Source organism: Wolbachia endosymbiont (group A) of Andrena fulva (assembly GCF_964026815.1).
Lineage (GTDB): Bacteria > Pseudomonadota > Alphaproteobacteria > Rickettsiales > Anaplasmataceae > Wolbachia > Wolbachia pipientis.
Map to the genome: position 1 here is coordinate 491,034 of NZ_OZ034701.1, position 15,961 is coordinate 506,994.

The 15,961-nt window shown below is 35.8% G+C and carries 10 protein-coding genes and 1 tRNA gene; 9 read left to right on the forward strand and 2 right to left on the reverse strand.

The annotated features are described in order from the left end of the window. Nucleotides 1-8 precede the first annotated feature (8 nt). From tuf to AAGD84_RS02500, 9 genes are all read left to right on the forward strand, one after another. The gene (gene tuf / locus AAGD84_RS02460; RefSeq protein WP_264722989.1) at nt 9-1,181 is read left to right on the forward strand and encodes an elongation factor Tu; all 1,173 of its coding nucleotides are present in this window, start codon (nt 9-11) and stop codon (nt 1,179-1,181) included. A 13-nt stretch (nt 1,182-1,194) separates the two neighbouring features. Next, nucleotides 1,195-1,267, forward strand: a tRNA-Trp gene (locus AAGD84_RS02465). A 19-nt stretch (nt 1,268-1,286) separates the two neighbouring features. Further along, nucleotides 1,287-1,487: a preprotein translocase subunit SecE gene (gene secE / locus AAGD84_RS02470; protein ID WP_250295527.1), complete on the forward strand. Its 201-nt coding sequence runs from the start codon at nt 1,287-1,289 to the stop codon at nt 1,485-1,487. After that, nucleotides 1,477-2,313: a transcription termination/antitermination protein NusG gene (gene nusG / locus AAGD84_RS02475; protein ID WP_264722990.1), complete on the forward strand. Its 837-nt coding sequence runs from the start codon at nt 1,477-1,479 to the stop codon at nt 2,311-2,313. The genes secE and nusG overlap by 11 nt, the downstream gene beginning before the upstream one ends. Nucleotides 2,314-2,315: 2 nt before the next feature. Further along, nucleotides 2,316-2,756, forward strand: coding sequence for a 50S ribosomal protein L11 (locus AAGD84_RS02480; protein ID WP_006279541.1), 441 nt, complete (start codon nt 2,316-2,318; stop codon nt 2,754-2,756). A gap of 4 nt (nt 2,757-2,760) precedes the next feature. Further along, a complete protein-coding gene (gene rplA / locus AAGD84_RS02485) occupies nt 2,761-3,414 on the forward strand; it encodes a 50S ribosomal protein L1 (protein WP_264722991.1) in 654 nt (217 codons plus the stop codon). A gap of 12 nt (nt 3,415-3,426) precedes the next feature. Next, the gene (gene rplJ, locus AAGD84_RS02490) at nt 3,427-3,945 is read left to right on the forward strand and encodes a 50S ribosomal protein L10 (RefSeq protein ID WP_006279539.1); all 519 of its coding nucleotides are present in this window, start codon (nt 3,427-3,429) and stop codon (nt 3,943-3,945) included. 26 nt (nt 3,946-3,971) lie between these two features. After that, nucleotides 3,972-4,373 carry a 50S ribosomal protein L7/L12 gene (gene rplL, locus AAGD84_RS02495; protein ID WP_007551887.1) on the forward strand — a complete coding sequence of 134 codons (402 nt, stop codon included), beginning with the start codon at nt 3,972-3,974 and terminating at the stop codon, nt 4,371-4,373. Between the two features lie 58 nt (nt 4,374-4,431). Further along, nucleotides 4,432-12,942, forward strand: a complete 8,511-nt coding sequence (locus AAGD84_RS02500; RefSeq protein WP_341818109.1) for a DNA-directed RNA polymerase subunit beta/beta' — start codon at nt 4,432-4,434, stop codon at nt 12,940-12,942. Nucleotides 12,943-12,948: 6 nt separating this feature from the next. Here the strand turns inward: AAGD84_RS02500 and dusB are convergent, their stop codons facing one another. Then, nucleotides 12,949-13,911 (reverse strand): tRNA dihydrouridine synthase DusB, encoded by a 963-nt coding sequence (gene dusB / locus AAGD84_RS02505; protein ID WP_341818110.1) that lies wholly within the window; start codon nt 13,909-13,911, stop codon nt 12,949-12,951. 5 nt (nt 13,912-13,916) lie between these two features. After that, entirely contained in the window at nt 13,917-15,848 is a 1,932-nt protein-coding gene (locus AAGD84_RS02510; RefSeq protein WP_341818111.1) for a Ulp1 family isopeptidase, read from the reverse strand. Between the last annotated feature and the right edge of the window lie 113 nt (nt 15,849-15,961).

Consider the following 15,961-nt stretch of genomic DNA (forward strand, 5'->3'; position numbering starts at 1 on the left):
TAATAATTATGACAGCAGTAGTGGAAGCATTTGGAAAGCCGCATGTAAATGTGGGAACAATAGGACATGTGGATCATGGGAAGACGACGTTAACAGCGGCGATAACGAAGCATTATGGAAATTTTGTAGCGTACGATCAGATAGATAAAGCGCCAGAAGAAAGGAAGAGGGGGATAACGATAGCAACAGCGCATGTTGAGTATCAGACGGAAAAAAGGCATTATGCACACGTTGATTGTCCTGGACACGCTGACTATGTAAAGAACATGATAGTAGGTGCAGCACAGATGGATGCGGCGGTATTGGTAGTGTCGGGGGTTGATGGGCCAATGCCACAAACGAGAGAGCATATATTGCTGGCGAAGCAGGTAGGTGTTGGATATATCGTGGTGTATATAAATAAAGCTGATGTTGCTGATGCTGATATGATAGATTTAGTAGAAATGGAAGTGAGGGAATTACTGAGTAAATACGGATTTCCAGGGGATGAGGTGCCTGTGGTGGTTGGTTCAGCGCTCAAGGCGCTGGAGGATGACAGCAGCGAATATGGAAAGAAATCAATAGACAAATTGATGGAAAAGTTAGATGAATATGTAGCGGTTCCACCAAGGCCTGTGGATTTACCATTTTTATTGCCAATCGAAGATGTATTTTCGATATCGGGGCGAGGAACAGTGGTAACAGGAAGAATAGAGAAGGGAGAGATAAAGACGGGAGAAGAGATAGAGATAATAGGTCTGAAAGCGACGCAAAAGACGATATGCACAGGTGTTGAGATGTTTAAGAAGTTGCTGGATAAGGGAAGTGCAGGACTCAATGTAGGAATATTGTTAAGAGGAACAAAAAGAGAAGAAGTGGAGAGAGGGCAAGTATTAGCGAAACCGGGGACGATAACACCGCATAGAAAGTTTAAGGCGGAGGTTTATATATTAAAGAAAGAGGAAGGAGGAAGGCATACACCATTTTTTGCGAATTACCAGCCACAGTTTTATTTAAGGACAACAGATGTAACTGGGAGCGTAAAATTGCTAGATGGGAAGGAGATGGTAATGCCAGGAGATAATGTGAGTATAGAAGTAGAATTGCAAGTACCGATAGCGATGGATAAGGGATTGCGTTTTGCGATAAGAGAAGGTGGTAGAACTGTTGGTTCTGGTGTTGTTTCTGAAATTTTGGAGTGAGAGTTTGAGTTATAGGAGTGTAGCTCAATTGGTAGAGCGCTGGTCTCCAAAACCAGAGGTTGTAGGTTCAATTCCTATCGCTCCTGCATTAATGTTGTGGTGAAAATGTTAAAAAGTTTGTGTGTTTTTTTCTGTGATATAAAGCAAGAAATACGAAGAATTGCTTGGGTAAAGAAACAGGAGGTGTTGTCATCTCTATTTGTTGTAATGATTGTTATATTATGCTTTTCGATTTTCTTCTGTTTTGTGGATTTTATGTCTCTTTACGTAATTAAGGCTTTATTTGGAATTATTTATGGAATGTGAATATAAATGGTATATCATTAAAGTTGATTATGGATATGAGCAAGATATACGCGGATTGGTAAGTAATGCTATTTATTTTAAGGAAGTGTTTATTCCTTATCAAACGGTATGTAATGCAAAGTCTGATATAAAAGAGTTATGTGAAGTGTATGTATATATGCATCTATGTGATGAAAGCAAAAATATTTTGAATCAAACGCCTGGATTCTGCAGTGGCGAATCTGGTAATTTTGAGATGATTTTAGATGATGAGATAAGTTTAAAGTGTAAAGAATTTAATAGGTATAAATGGTATATCTTGAGAGTTGCTTCTAATTGTGAAGAGAAAGTGCGCCAACATATATTGGAAAATTCTATGAGATTGGGTGTTAATGATTACTTTAAGGAAGTTTTTATTCCATATGAAGAGCTAAGTGAAGTAGAGTTGAAATCTAAGAAAATTGCTACACGAAGGAAATGCTTTCCTGGTTATGTCTTTTTATACGTGAATTTATGCGATGAAGTATTGAATTTTATCAATAATATACCAAAATCTCTTAAGGTTTATGGATTTTTGAAAAACGGTAATATTCCAAAGGTGATTTTGGATGATGAGATTCACTCAATGTGTAATGCACTTTATAATGCTCAAGAGACAAAGAAGTTAGGTTATGGTTATGAAAAAGGTGAAAAAGTGAAAATTAATGATGGTCTTTTTCAAAATTTTACTGGTAAGGTAAATATGGTAAACGATGAGAAAAAAATTATTAATGTGGAAGTATCGATTTTAGGTAAGCCGACAATAATAGAGCTTGATCTGGCTCAAGTAGAGAAAATAGAGGATTAATTATGAGTGTTATAGTTGCTAAGATTAACTTACTTATGGAAGCTGGGAAAGCAGTTCCAGGACCGAAAATTGCTTCAGTACTTGGTCCACGTGGTATACCTGTTCCTAAGTTTTGTGAAGCTTTTAATAAAGTTACTAGTGCTGCTAACGCTAATTATAAAGTAGGCGATTTAGTAACAGTGCGAATTTCCATAAAGGATGATCGCTCTCATGATTTTACTGTCAGCGGTCCGCCTGTGGCTTATTTACTTAAGCAGGAGGCTAAATTAAGTAAAAGTTCTGGTAATCCTGGTAAAGAATTAGTGGCTAAATTACCTATGTCTGCTATAATTAAAGTAGCAAAGTGCAAGATGGTTGATATGAAAGTGGATAATGAAGATTCAGCAGTGAAAATGGTTGTAGGCACTGCAAAATCTATGGGTATAGAAGTTGTGGAAGGTTAGGTAAATGAATACATATAATGATAATCCTAAGCAGTGTTTGAAGAAGATTGTTGAGTCTGCTTCAGCAAAATTTAATGAATCAGTTGATATTGCGGTCAATTTAGGCGTAGATTCACGTAAATCTGAAGAGCAGGTGCGTGGTACAGTAGTTTTGCCTAAAGGTATCGGGAAGAATATTAAAGTAGCTGTTTTCGCTCAAGATAAACATTTATTAGAAGCTGAAAAAGCTGGTGCTGATATTGCAGGAGGAGAGGATTTAGTTGAAGAAATAAAAAAAGGTAGAAAGTTAGATGTTGATTGGTGCATTACTACTCCTGATTTTATGGCAAAAATCACTCCTATTGCAAAAGCATTGGGTGCTAAAGGGCTGATGCCTAACCCTAAATTTGGTACTGTGACTTCTAACATTGCAGAAGCTATTAAAACCATTAAGTCTGGTCAGGTAAAATTTAGAACAGATAAAAATGGTGTTATTCATGGTAAATTAGGAAATATTAAATTTGATATTGATGACTTGCTAGAAAATTTAAAAGCCTTTCTTAAAGTAATTAAAGATAATAAACCTATTTCTGCGAAAGGAATTTACTTTAAGGGTGTTTTTTTAAATTCAACTATGGGTAAAGCTTATAAGATAGGCAAAGTGGAAGATATAATTTAAGGGAGTGATACCGTGAAGCGTAAAGATAAGGATGAATTTATACAGAGCACAATAAACGTATTTGTAAATAATGATTTCTTGATATTAGTAAATTTTAAATCTATAAATGCTAATGATTCATTAACTCTGAGGAATAGTCTGAAGTCTATAGCAGGTGGGGTATTAGTAGTTAAAAACACTCTAGCGCGCTTGGCTTTGGAAAGGACTGGTAAATTCTCTTATTTATCAGGCAAATTTTCCGGTCCTGTTGCTATTATATACTCTAGTGGCATAGTAGAAGCTGCAAAATTAATAGTTGATTTTACTAATGCTAACAAAGAAAAAATGTCTGTGATTTGCGCAGCTCATTTAAATGAATTGTTAACAGTGGAAGATGTTAATAAACTGGCTAAGTTGCCTTCTCTGGATGAATTGCGTGTTAAAATTATGCGTTTAATATCTTATGATATTCCTGCTCGGTTAGCGTTGTCTATTAATTCATCTTCTATGAGGCTTATGAGAGTTTTGGATTATTATAGTTCTAAAAAATAAATTTGTTGTTAAGTAAGGTGGTAATTATGAGTAATGTAACAAGTGATTTGGTTGATAAAATATTATCTTTAAACCTATTAGAGGCTTCTGAACTTGTAAAAGTTTTAGAAGAGAAAATAGGGTTGCCTGCTGGTTCTTTTCTTGGTGGAGCTGTTGGTGCTGGGGCGCCTATTGGTGATAATGCTGCTGCTCCTGCTGCTCAAGAAAAAGCTGAGTATAAAGTTGTGATTAAAGAAATTGATGCGAGTAAAAAAATAGGAGTTATTAAAGCTGTGAGAGAGGTTAATTCTACATTGGGTTTAAAAGAAGCAAAAGAGTTGGTTGAATCTTTACCTAAAGATTTGACTGCTAATGTTCCTAAAGACGAAGCAGAAAAAATCAAGCAAAAACTTATTGAAGCAGGAGCAACTAAAGTGGAGCTTGAATAATATTTAATGTATTAATTTTATATTGATATAGCTCTTTTAATTAGTTTGGGGTATTTTAATGGTTGATTCTTCTTATATGTACGCTTCTGGTGCTTTTGTTCCTAGAGTTTCTTATTCTAGGTCGATTGATTTAAAAGATTCTTTATTGGATTTGGTTAAGGTTCAAAAAGAATCATATGATTCTTTTACTCCTAAGAATAAGGGTAATGAAAGACTTGAAGTTATCTTTCATACAATCTTTCCAATAAATGATCCTTTGCGTAGGGCTACTATTGAGTTTATAAGTTGTAGGGTAGATGATCCTAAGTATGATGAATCTGAGTGTATAAAGCGTGGTGTAACTTTTTCTGCTCAGGTTATTGCTTCTATACGTCTTGTTGTTATGCAGGATGGTATTTCTCTTGATGAATATAAATCGATTAAAGAGAGTGGAGATCATTCTAAACTTGCAACCGTTGTAAAATCTATAGAAGAGCAGAAAGTCCACTTTTGTGGGTTGCCTATGATGACTGATAAGGGCACTTTCATCATTAATGGTGTGGAAAAAGTTATCGTCTCACAAATGCATAGGTCTCCTGGTGTATTTTTTGATAGCGATAAGGGAAAAACTTACAATTCTGGTAAATTGATCTATTCTGCTAGAATTATTCCTTATAGGGGTTCTTGGCTTGATATTGAATTTGATGTTAAAGACCATTTGTATTTTCGTGTTGATAGAAAAAGAAAATTGCCAATTTCAGTTTTATTAAAGGCGTTGGGTCTATCAAATAATGATATACTCGATAGATTTTATGAGAAAATAAAGTATGTAAAACATAAAGATGGTTGGAAAGTGCCTTTTGTTCCTGATAAATTTAAAGGAGTGAGGCTGCCTTTCGACTTAATGGATATTGAAGGTAATGTGCTGCTTAAAGCTAACGTTCGTATTACCTCAAGACTAGCTAAAAAGCTATATGATAATGAATTGAAAGAGTATCTGGTTCCTTTTAATTCTATATGTGGTTTATTCCTCGCAGAAGATTTAATGGATAGTGCTAGCTCTACGAAAATTTTATCTGCTGGTGAATCTATAAAGCTGGAAGACATAAAGAAGCTTGAGTTATTATCTGTAGATGAAATATCAGTGTTGAACATAGATAATTTGTTTGTTGGACCTTATATATTAAATACGCTTTTCTTAGATGAAAACATGTCTTATCAGGATGCACTATATGAAATATATAGAGTTTTGCGTCCTGGTGAAGTTCCTGTTTTAGAGATAGTAGAAGAGTTTTTCCGTAATCTTTTCTTCAGTCCGGAATATTATGATTTGTCTAACATTGGTAGGTTGAAGCTTAACTCTTACCTTGGATTAAATTATGATGAGGATTTAACTGTTTTAACGCATGAAGATATTATTGAAATTGTGAAAAAAATAGTATTGTTACGTGACGGTCAAGGATCTGTAGATGATATTGATCATTTAGGAAACAGAAGAGTAAGATCAGTTGGAGAGTTTATAGAAAATCAATTTAGAACTGGGTTGTTGAAATTGGAACGCGCAATAGTTGATTCTATGTCCACTTCTAGTTTAGATAAAGTTTCTCCATCTGATTTTATTAATCCAAAAGTGTTAACTAATGTCTTAAGAGATTTCTTCAATTCTTCTCAATTATCTCAATTTATGGATCAGACTAATCCGTTATCTGAAATAACACATAAAAGAAGGTTATCCGCGTTAGGTCCTGGCGGTTTAACAAGAGAACGGGCAGGATTTGAGGTGCGTGATGTTCATCCAACTCATTATGGAAGAATTTGCCCTATTGAGACTCCTGAAGGGCAAAATATAGGGTTAATCAACAGCTTAGCTATATACGCGCGTATTAATAAATATGGTTTCATTGAAAGCCCTTATAGAAAAGTAGTCAATAGGGTTGTTACTGATCAAATTGAGTATCTTTCTGCTATAGACGAAGGCTCACATCATATAGCTGACACTAGCGTAAAGCTTGATGAAAATAATTGCTTTGTTGATGACATGCTATACTGTAGATATGCTGGTAGCTTCGTCATGGTAAGTAGCGACCAAGTTAGTTACATTGACGTATCTCCTAAGCAGGTAATATCAGTTGCAGCTTCCTTGATTCCATTTTTAGAAAATGATGATGCTAATAGAGCATTAATGGGCTCAAATATGCAACGTCAGGCCGTACCTTTATTGAAGCCTACCGCTCCTCTGGTTGCTACTGGTATGGAGTCTTTTGTAGCTTCTGGCTCTGGTGCTGTAGTTTTAGCAAAACGCGATGGCATAGTTGATAGCTCTGATAGTAACTCTATAGTTATACGTGCTTTTGATAAAGAAAGGGTTAACTACTTGGACGTAGATATTTATCATCTAAGGAAATTTCAGCGTTCTAACCATAATACTTGTATTAATCAAAGACCGCTAGTGTGCGTAGGTGATTATGTTAAAAAGGGTGATGTAATAGCTGATGGTCCTGCAATTAACAGTGGTGAGTTGGCGCTTGGTAAAAATTTGCTAGTCGCTTTTATGTCTTGGCAAGGTTATAATTTTGAAGACTCTATTATTATTTCTAGTGAAGTTGTTAAAAAAGATCTCTTTACTTCTATTCATATAGAAGAATTTGACTGTGTTGTACATGATACCCCTTTAGGATCAGAAAAAATAACTCGTGCTATACCTGGTGTTAATGAAGAAAATCTATATCACTTGGATGATAGTGGTATAGTGAAAATTGGTACAAGAGTTGGTCCAGGCTATATTCTGGTAGGTAAAGTTACACCTAAACCTTCTCTTTCATTGCCTCCTGAAACGAAGTTATTAATGACAATTTTTGGTGAAAAGTCATTCGATTGTGCGGATTCCTCTTTATATACATCTCCAGATGTTGAAGGGACAGTAATTGATGTACAAGTCTTTACACGCAGGGGGGTTGAAGAAAATGAAAGGGCATTACTCATCAAACAAAAAGAGATAAATGACTTTGAGGAAGAGCGAGATTATATAATCAATGTTACTAGTGAATATTTCTATGATGAACTGAAGAAACTTCTTATTAATTCTGGTTCTCAAGATCGAGAAAAATTTGACTCTATTGAACGTGAGCAATGGTGGGGTATAGGATTAAAAAACCAATCCATTTCTGAGCAAGTTAAGAGCTTAAAAAAAGATTTTGATGAAAAAGTATCACATGCAATAGCACAGTTTAAGCGAAAAGTAGAAAAATTACATGAAGGTTATGACCTGCCTCAAGGTGTGTCGATGTCAGTAAAAGTTTTCATTGCTGTGAAACATAGTCTGCAACCAGGGGATAAAATGGCTGGTAGACATGGAAATAAAGGTGTGATTTCTCGAGTTGTGCCAGTGGAAGATATGCCTTATTTGGAAGATGGTACTCCTGTTGATATTATTCTTAACCCTCTTGGTGTTCCTTCACGAATGAATGTAGGACAAATACTGGAAACGCATGTAGGTTGGGCTTGTAGAAAATTAGGGGAAAAGGTAAGTAATATTCTCGATGAGATCAATAAGATCAAAAGTGCTTTTTGCAAGGGAATTAGGTCCCTTAACGATGATAATTTTACACAATTTGCAGTAGCATACCTTGATAATAAAAAAATTGAAAATATTGATGATGAAATAACGGCTTCTGTTTTAAATACACCTAATAAGAATGCACTAAATGACGAGTTGAATGAGTTAGTAGAGAACTATTTGAACTCTTGTAAAAGTTCATACAGCAATTTACGTAACTTCCTGATTGAGGTTTATAGCTATGGCAGTAACGTATCTATCTGTAATGATATTCGTAATATTAGTGATAATAATCTCATTGAATTTGCACGCAAATTACGTGATGGCGTTCCTGTTGCTGCACCTGTATTTGAGGGTCCAAAAGATGAACAAATAGCAAAATTATTTGAACTTGCTGGTTTAGATAACTCTGGACAAGCTGTATTATATGACGGTTGCAGTGGTGAAAAATTCGACCGCAAGGTTACAGTTGGTTACATGTACATGCTTAAGTTGCACCACTTGGTTGATGGTAAAATTCATGCGCGTTCAGTAGGGCCTTATAGTTTGGTTACTCAACAACCTCTTGGAGGAAAATCTCATTTTGGTGGTCAGCGTTTTGGTGAAATGGAATGTTGGGCATTACAAGCCTATGGTGCTGCTTATACTTTGCAGGAAATGTTAACTGTGAAGTCTGATGATATTAATGGTAGAGTTAAGATTTATGAATCGATAATAAAAGGTGACAGTAATTTTGAATGTGGAATTCCTGAATCCTTTAATGTGATGATAAAAGAACTACGTTCTTTATGTTTAAATGTAGATTTAAAGCAAAATGATGTAGTGATTGAAGATATATCTCACACTAACATTGCACAACCTTTTAATGAGGTTAGCATATCGATTGCTAGCCCTGAAAGTATTAAGCGTATATCTTGTGGTGAGATAGAAGATGTTTCAACTGCAAATTATCGTACGTTCAAAGTTGAGAAAGGTGGATTATTTTGCCCTAAGGTTTTTGGCCCTGTCAATGACGATGAATGTTTATGTGGAAAATACAAAAAAAGAAGACACAGAGGTCGCATATGCGAAAAATGCGGAGTAGAAGTTACATCTTCTAAAGTAAGAAGAGAAAGGATGGGTCATATAGAGCTTGCATCTCCTGTTGCTCATATATGGTTTTTGAAATCGCTTCCTTCAAGAATTGGAGCATTATTGGATATGTCTCTCAGAGATATTGAGAATATTTTATATAGCGATAATTATATCGTAATAGATCCTCTTGTTTCGCCTTTTGAAAAAGGTGAGATTATTAGTGAAAAAGCTTATAATGAAGCTAAAGATAGCTATGGGATCGATAGTTTTGTAGCTATGCAAGGTGTTGAAGCTATAAGAGAGTTGCTAACGCGCCTTGATTTACATGAAATTAGGAAGGATTTAAGACTAGAATTAGAATCTGTTGCTTCTGAGATAAGAAGAAAGAAAATTATAAAGAGATTGCGTATTGTTGAAAACTTCATTAAATCTGGAAATAGGCCTGAGTGGATGATACTTACAACTATACCTATTTTACCACCTGATTTGCGTCCTTTGGTATCGCTTGAGAGTGGTCGTCCTGCAGTTTCTGATCTGAATCATCATTATAGGACTATTATTAATAGAAATAACAGGTTGAGGAAATTGTTGAGCTTAAATCCTCCTGAGATTATGATTCGTAATGAAAAAAGGATGTTACAAGAAGCAGTTGATTCTCTTTTTGATAATAGTCGTCGTAATACTTTGGTAAATAAAGCTGGTGCTGTTGGATATAAAAAGTCCATTAGTGATATGTTAAAAGGAAAACAGGGTCGTTTTCGCCAGAACCTCTTAGGAAAAAGGGTAGACTACTCTGGACGTTCTGTAATAGTTGTTGGTCCAACTTTGAAACTAAATCAGTGTGGATTACCAAAAAGAATGGCTCTTGAACTATTCAAACCTTTTGTTTACTCAAAGCTTAAGATGTATGGTATGGCTCCAACTATTAAGTTTGCTAGTAAGTTGATAAGAGCAGAAAAACCAGAAGTTTGGGATATGCTTGAAGAGGTAATAAAAGAGCATCCTGTTTTGTTGAATAGAGCGCCTACGCTACATAGACTTGGTATTCAGGCTTTTGAGCCAATCCTTATTGAAGGCAAAGCAATACAGCTTCATCCGCTTGTCTGTACGGCGTTTAATGCTGATTTTGATGGTGATCAAATGGCAGTGCATGTGCCAATTTCATTGGAAGCTCAGCTTGAAGCTAGAGTGTTGATGATGTCCACTAATAACGTTTTAAGTCCTTCTAATGGCAGACCGATTATAGTTCCTAGTAAAGATATAGTACTTGGTATATATTATCTGACTTTACAAGAACCTAAGGAAGATAATTTACCATCTTTTGGTGCTTTTTGTGAAGTTGAGCATTCCTTGAGTGATGGTACTTTACATATTCATTCTAGTATAAAGTATAGGATGGAGTATATTAATAGCAGCGGTGAAACTCACTATAAAACTGTTTGTACAACTCCTGGCCGTTTAATATTATGGCAAATTTTTCCTAAGCATGAGAATCTAGGCTTCGATCTAATAAATCAGATATTAACAGTCAAGGAAATAACTGGTATAGTTGATTTGGTATATCGTAACTGTGGTCAAAGTGCTACAGTGGCATTTTCTGATAAATTAATGGTACTTGGCTTTGAGTATGCCACATTTTCTGGTGTCTCTTTTGGTCGTTGTGATATGGTTATACCTGAAACTAAAGCTACACATGTTGATCACGCGAGGGGTGAAATTAAGAAATTCTCTATGCAATATCAAGATGGGCTAATAACTAGAAGTGAGAGGTATAACAAGGTTATAGATGAATGGTCTAAGTGTACGGATATGATAGCTAATGATATGTTAAAAGCAATATCTATATATGATGGAAATAGTAAGTACAACTCAGTGTATATGATGGTTAACTCTGGTGCAAGGGGTTCTACTTCACAGATGAAACAGCTAGCAGGAATGCGAGGGCTCATGACCAAACCTTCTGGTGAGATTATAGAAACACCTATAATTTCTAATTTCCGTGAAGGATTGAACGTATTTGAATACTTTAATTCTACTCACGGTGCGCGTAAAGGTTTAGCTGACACTGCACTTAAAACTGCAAACTCTGGATACTTAACTCGTCGTTTAGTTGATGTATCTCAAAATTGCATAGTTACAAAGCATGACTGTAAAACAAAAAATGGTCTTGTTGTGAGAGCTACAGTTGAAGGAAGTACTATAGTTGCATCTCTAGAGAGTGTTGTGCTGGGTAGAACAGCTGCAAATGATATATATAACCCAGTGACAAAAGAATTATTAGTAAAAGCAGGGGAATTAATTGATGAGGATAAAGTAAAGCAAATCAGCATTGCAGGTCTTGATGTTGTAAAAATTAGATCGCCTTTAACTTGTGAAATAAGTCCTGGTGTATGTTCTTTATGTTATGGAAGAGACCTTGCAACTGGTAAAATTGTTTCAATAGGTGAAGCAGTTGGTGTTATAGCTGCTCAATCTGTTGGAGAGCCAGGTACTCAGTTAACGATGCGTACTTTTCATATAGGTGGAGTAATGACTAGAGGCGTTGAATCCTCGAATATTATAGCTTCTATTAATGCTAAAATAAAGTTAAACAATAGTAATATAATTATAGATAGAAACGGAAATAAAATTGTGATAAGCCGTTCCTGTGAAGTCGTGTTGATTGATAGCCTTGGTAGTGAGAAGTTGAAGCACAGTGTACCTTACGGCGCTAAGCTTTATGTAGATGAGAGTGGGTCAGTAAAAATTGGCGATAAAGTTGCGGAATGGGATCCTTATACATTGCCTATTATCACGGAGAAGACTGGTACAGTGTCTTATCAGGACTTAAAAGATGGAATTTCGATCACTGAAGTGATGGATGAATCTACAGGAATATCAAGCAAAGTAGTAAAAGACTGGAAATTGCATTCTGGTGGAGCTAATTTACGTCCTCGTATTGTGCTGCTTGACGATAATGGTAAAGTAATGACACTCGCAAGTGGCGTTGAAGCATGTTATTTTATACCAATCGGTGCAGTGCTCAATGTACAAGATGGCCAGAAGGTTCATGCAGGTGATGTTATTACAAGAACACCAAGAGAGTCAGTTAAAACTCGTGATATTACTGGTGGTTTACCGAGGGTTATAGAGTTATTTGAAGCACGTCGTCCTAAAGAGCATGCTATTGTTAGTGAGATAGATGGCTATGTAGCGTTTTCTGAAAAAGACCGTAGAGGAAAACGCAGTATATTAATTAAACCTGTAGATGAACAAATTTCTCCAGTTGAATATTTGGTATCAAGAAGTAAGCATGTAATAGTCAATGAAGGTGATTTTGTACGTAAAGGTGATCTATTGATGGATGGTGACCCTGATCTCCATGATATTTTACGTGTGCTTGGGTTAGAAGCTTTAGCGCACTATATGATTTCTGAAATACAGCAAGTTTATAGATTGCAGGGTGTTCGTATAGACAATAAGCATTTAGAGGTGATCTTAAAACAAATGCTACAAAAAGTGGAAATTACTGATCCTGGTGATACTATGTACTTGGTTGGCGAAAGCATTGACAAGCTGGAAGTTGATAGGGAAAATGATGCTATGAGTAACTCTGGCAAACGGTCTACTCATTATCTTCCTATTCTGCAGGGGATTACTAGGGCAAGTCTTGAAACTAGCTCCTTTATTTCTGCTGCCTCTTTCCAAGAGACAACAAAAGTACTTACAGAAGCAGCATTCTGCGGGAAGAGTGATCCTTTAAGTGGATTAAAAGAAAATGTTATAGTAGGAAGATTAATTCCTGCTGGTACAGGTTTGATTATGAATAAGATCAGAGCACTTTCACTTTGTGATAATGTGGATAAATATGAAAAATATTTTGATATTGAAACTTATGACAAGGAATGGTTGATGGATAATGGTTGTCATTTACACTCTGGTGAGGAAGAGAGCGTAGTGGCATACGATCAGTCGAATTGAGTACAGCTAGTGTGTCTCTTGACCAAAAAAGCCAATAATATTTTCTTTCACTTCTGTGCTATCTGTCATGTTATTTACTCTCACACGAAGTTCAGATGAGCCTTGAAGCCCGCTACTGTACCAACCTATGTGTTTGCGGGCCATCTTTATTCCTGTGTCATTTCCATAGTACTCAAGAATATTGTCGTAATGCTCGAGTATGATGCTTAATCTCTCTGAAGCTGTTGGCTCAGAAGTTTCACTTCCACTGAGAAAGTTCATTGCTTGATTAATCAGCCAAGGTTTACCGTAGGCACCACGACCTATCATCACTCCGTCTGCTCCAGATTCTTTGAGAGCATTCTGAATATCATTTAAATTTTTAATATCGCCATTTACTATAACTGGAATTTTCACTTGCTCTTTAACATTTCTAACGAATTTCCAATCTGCTTGACCATTATAAAGCTGCGCTCTTGTTCTTCCATGCACAGTGATCATTTTTGCTCCTAAGTCTTCGGCAATTTTCGCAAGTCTCGGGGCATTGCGATTTTCATCGTTCCATCCAGTGCGCATTTTCACCGTAACTGGCATATTCACTGCTTTGACCACAGCTTCAATTATCTCAGCGGCTTTTTTCTCATCACGCATTAGCGCTGATCCTGCATAACCGTTTACAACTTTTTTAACAGGGCAACCAAAGTTTATGTCTATAATTTTTGCTCCCATGTCCTCGTTTAATTTTGCAGCCTCCGCCATAACATCTGGCTCACACCCAGCAAGCTGCACAGCAGTTAATGCATCGACTTTTGCTTTTTGCAAACTCTGGCGAGTTTGCATAATCATAGCTCTGCTTGCGATCATCTCTGAAACTAACAAACTTGCACCAAGTTTCTTCACAATACTTCTAAACGGATAATCAGTCACTCCAGACATTGGAGCTAAAATAACTGGAGAATCAATTGTCAAATTTCCTACTTGTAGGGACATATATTCTATGTGTTCAAACCTAGCGCATTTACACATACTGTTACAACACTTTGTATAGCCGAACTTACTTTTTCCATAAGAGAAGGCTCTACCTCTACTATCTCAGCTCTCTCATAATGACCAGGTGCCAAGTATACCGTTTCTTGTTCTTTATTTCCCCATAGCTCGTTGTTCTGCTGATAACCTTCATTTATCATTCCCGCATTTGGCAGAAACAATGTATTTACATCATTACCATTATTTTTATAGTAGACGTCAATTTCAATATTAGCCAGCGAAGCTAAGATAGAAATTTCTTCTATGAAAACATGGTAACTTTGGCTGCTGATTGCCTCTAGATAAGATCTATAAATGGATTTGCCATTGAGAAAAGAATTTGCTGCAGTATCACTATTATAATTTCTATCATATTTTCTTTCACTAATATTGAGATTACTAGCACTAATGCTTCTTAAATCACCTATAACTTCATTTTCTTTTAATGTTGTAAGACAACATAACTTTTTTATTAATTTATTAGTCTTTTTTTTGATCTTCTCTACCCGTCTGTTTGTATGCTGAACCAAATCTTTTATTGAGTCCGACATACCAATCAAATGATTTGGATTTTCTAAGAATGCACCAAAAACTTTCTGCATCTGTCCCTTCAATAACTCAGGCATCCTTGGATCATTCAAAGAGTTAAATTGACTTAAAAATTTGTGCCATTCCATTCTCATATCTTGTGCTTTTTCAGTTTTATATTGACCAGAGCTATTATCACCAAATACCGCATGGAAAAAGCAGTTGCCATCACCTGTAGTATTATATTGAACAATTTTTGTTTGCTTACTTTCTACTGAATCTAAACTTACTCCGCTATCTTTACGACTTATATTTCCTGGACTACCTAATACAGGGCTTGGCGTGCCAGCCCTGCTTTGTTCATCCTTTTTCAACGCTTTTGCAAATTCTTTTCTCTTCTCTATTAATTGCTCTGAACTAAGTTCATATTTTAGCTGATCATCAATTTCATCAAACGATTTGCCTGCTTTCAGCATATCTGTAATTTTCTTAGCATTCTCTAAGGCAAATATTCCACAATTATACTTATCATCTTGTTGTTTAGCTTTTGAGTTTCTAATACTACTATTGTCTATTCCTAGAGTTTTCTGTAGCGCACTTGATACCTCTTCTGGTAATGGTTCACCAAATGAATCGCAATAGCAAGCTCTAAACTTTTCACTCTTTTCGTCGTAAGAAACACCCAGTGTTACCCAATGGTTTCCATTTAAATTAAGGATTGAAGTGAACACTAAATCACTACCCTCTCGTTCTACTTTATTTTTATATTCTTTTAGTTCTTGCTCTAAAGATGATGTAGAGTCAGGACAAGCAAAAATCACACCTTCAGAAGTATCTTTTAAGCCTTTTTTATTTTTGTGTGCTATCCACCCATATTTGCTTTTTACAATATCTCTAATATCAGTAGTAGTTAATTTGTAATTATAATTCTTTTCTTTCTCTGTTTGATGTAAAAAAGAATTATTATCTATAGCTATTTCCGATGTAATAACACCACTATCCCTATCAGGAGTTTTCGGTCTTGCTTGCTTTTCTGGAGTCTTGCCTTGCAAATCTTGTAGTTCTGTATCTTTTTCTTCACTCTTTTCCCCCTTTGAAGCTCTTTTTCCATTAATATAGTTCTTCGCTAAGTAAAATAAAGGTTCAACAACCATTTTGTATGCTACTGTAAGAATTATTCCCGTTAAAACCCAAACTACGGGGTTAGAGATGAGCATAGCAAGTGGAAAGGTCAATAGAGGGGATCCTATTACCGCCCCTAAACAGCCAGCAGCGAATGTGGCTGCTAGGCATACACAAGTAGCGTAGATAACGAATTCCTCACCAGCAAAGTAAGTGCTCTCTTTCTGATTATTTTTTGTAATGCCCAACATACTACACCCTATGAACGCTAAGTTAATTAAATTTTAACAAATTCTAACAAAAAAATCAACCATAATAATTTTAGTAGTATGAGAATATATTGAATATTAAGAGCTTTTGGAGT

Bases quoted from the DNA above. Each gene is read 5' to 3' on its own strand.
- tuf (WP_264722989.1), top strand. From the start codon at position 9: ATGACAGCAGTAGTGGAAGCATTTGGAAAGCCGCATGTAAATGTGGGA.
- secE (WP_250295527.1), top strand. From the start codon at position 1,287: ATGTTAAAAAGTTTGTGTGTTTTTTTCTGTGATATAAAGCAAGAAATA.
- nusG (WP_264722990.1), top strand. From the start codon at position 1,477: ATGGAATGTGAATATAAATGGTATATCATTAAAGTTGATTATGGATAT.
- AAGD84_RS02480 (WP_006279541.1), top strand. From the start codon at position 2,316: ATGAGTGTTATAGTTGCTAAGATTAACTTACTTATGGAAGCTGGGAAA.
- rplA (WP_264722991.1), top strand. From the start codon at position 2,761: ATGAATACATATAATGATAATCCTAAGCAGTGTTTGAAGAAGATTGTT.
- rplL (WP_007551887.1), top strand. From the start codon at position 3,972: ATGAGTAATGTAACAAGTGATTTGGTTGATAAAATATTATCTTTAAAC.
- AAGD84_RS02500 (WP_341818109.1), top strand. From the start codon at position 4,432: ATGGTTGATTCTTCTTATATGTACGCTTCTGGTGCTTTTGTTCCTAGA.
- dusB (WP_341818110.1), bottom strand. From the start codon at position 13,911: ATGTCCCTACAAGTAGGAAATTTGACAATTGATTCTCCAGTTATTTTA.
- AAGD84_RS02510 (WP_341818111.1), bottom strand. From the start codon at position 15,848: ATGTTGGGCATTACAAAAAATAATCAGAAAGAGAGCACTTACTTTGCT.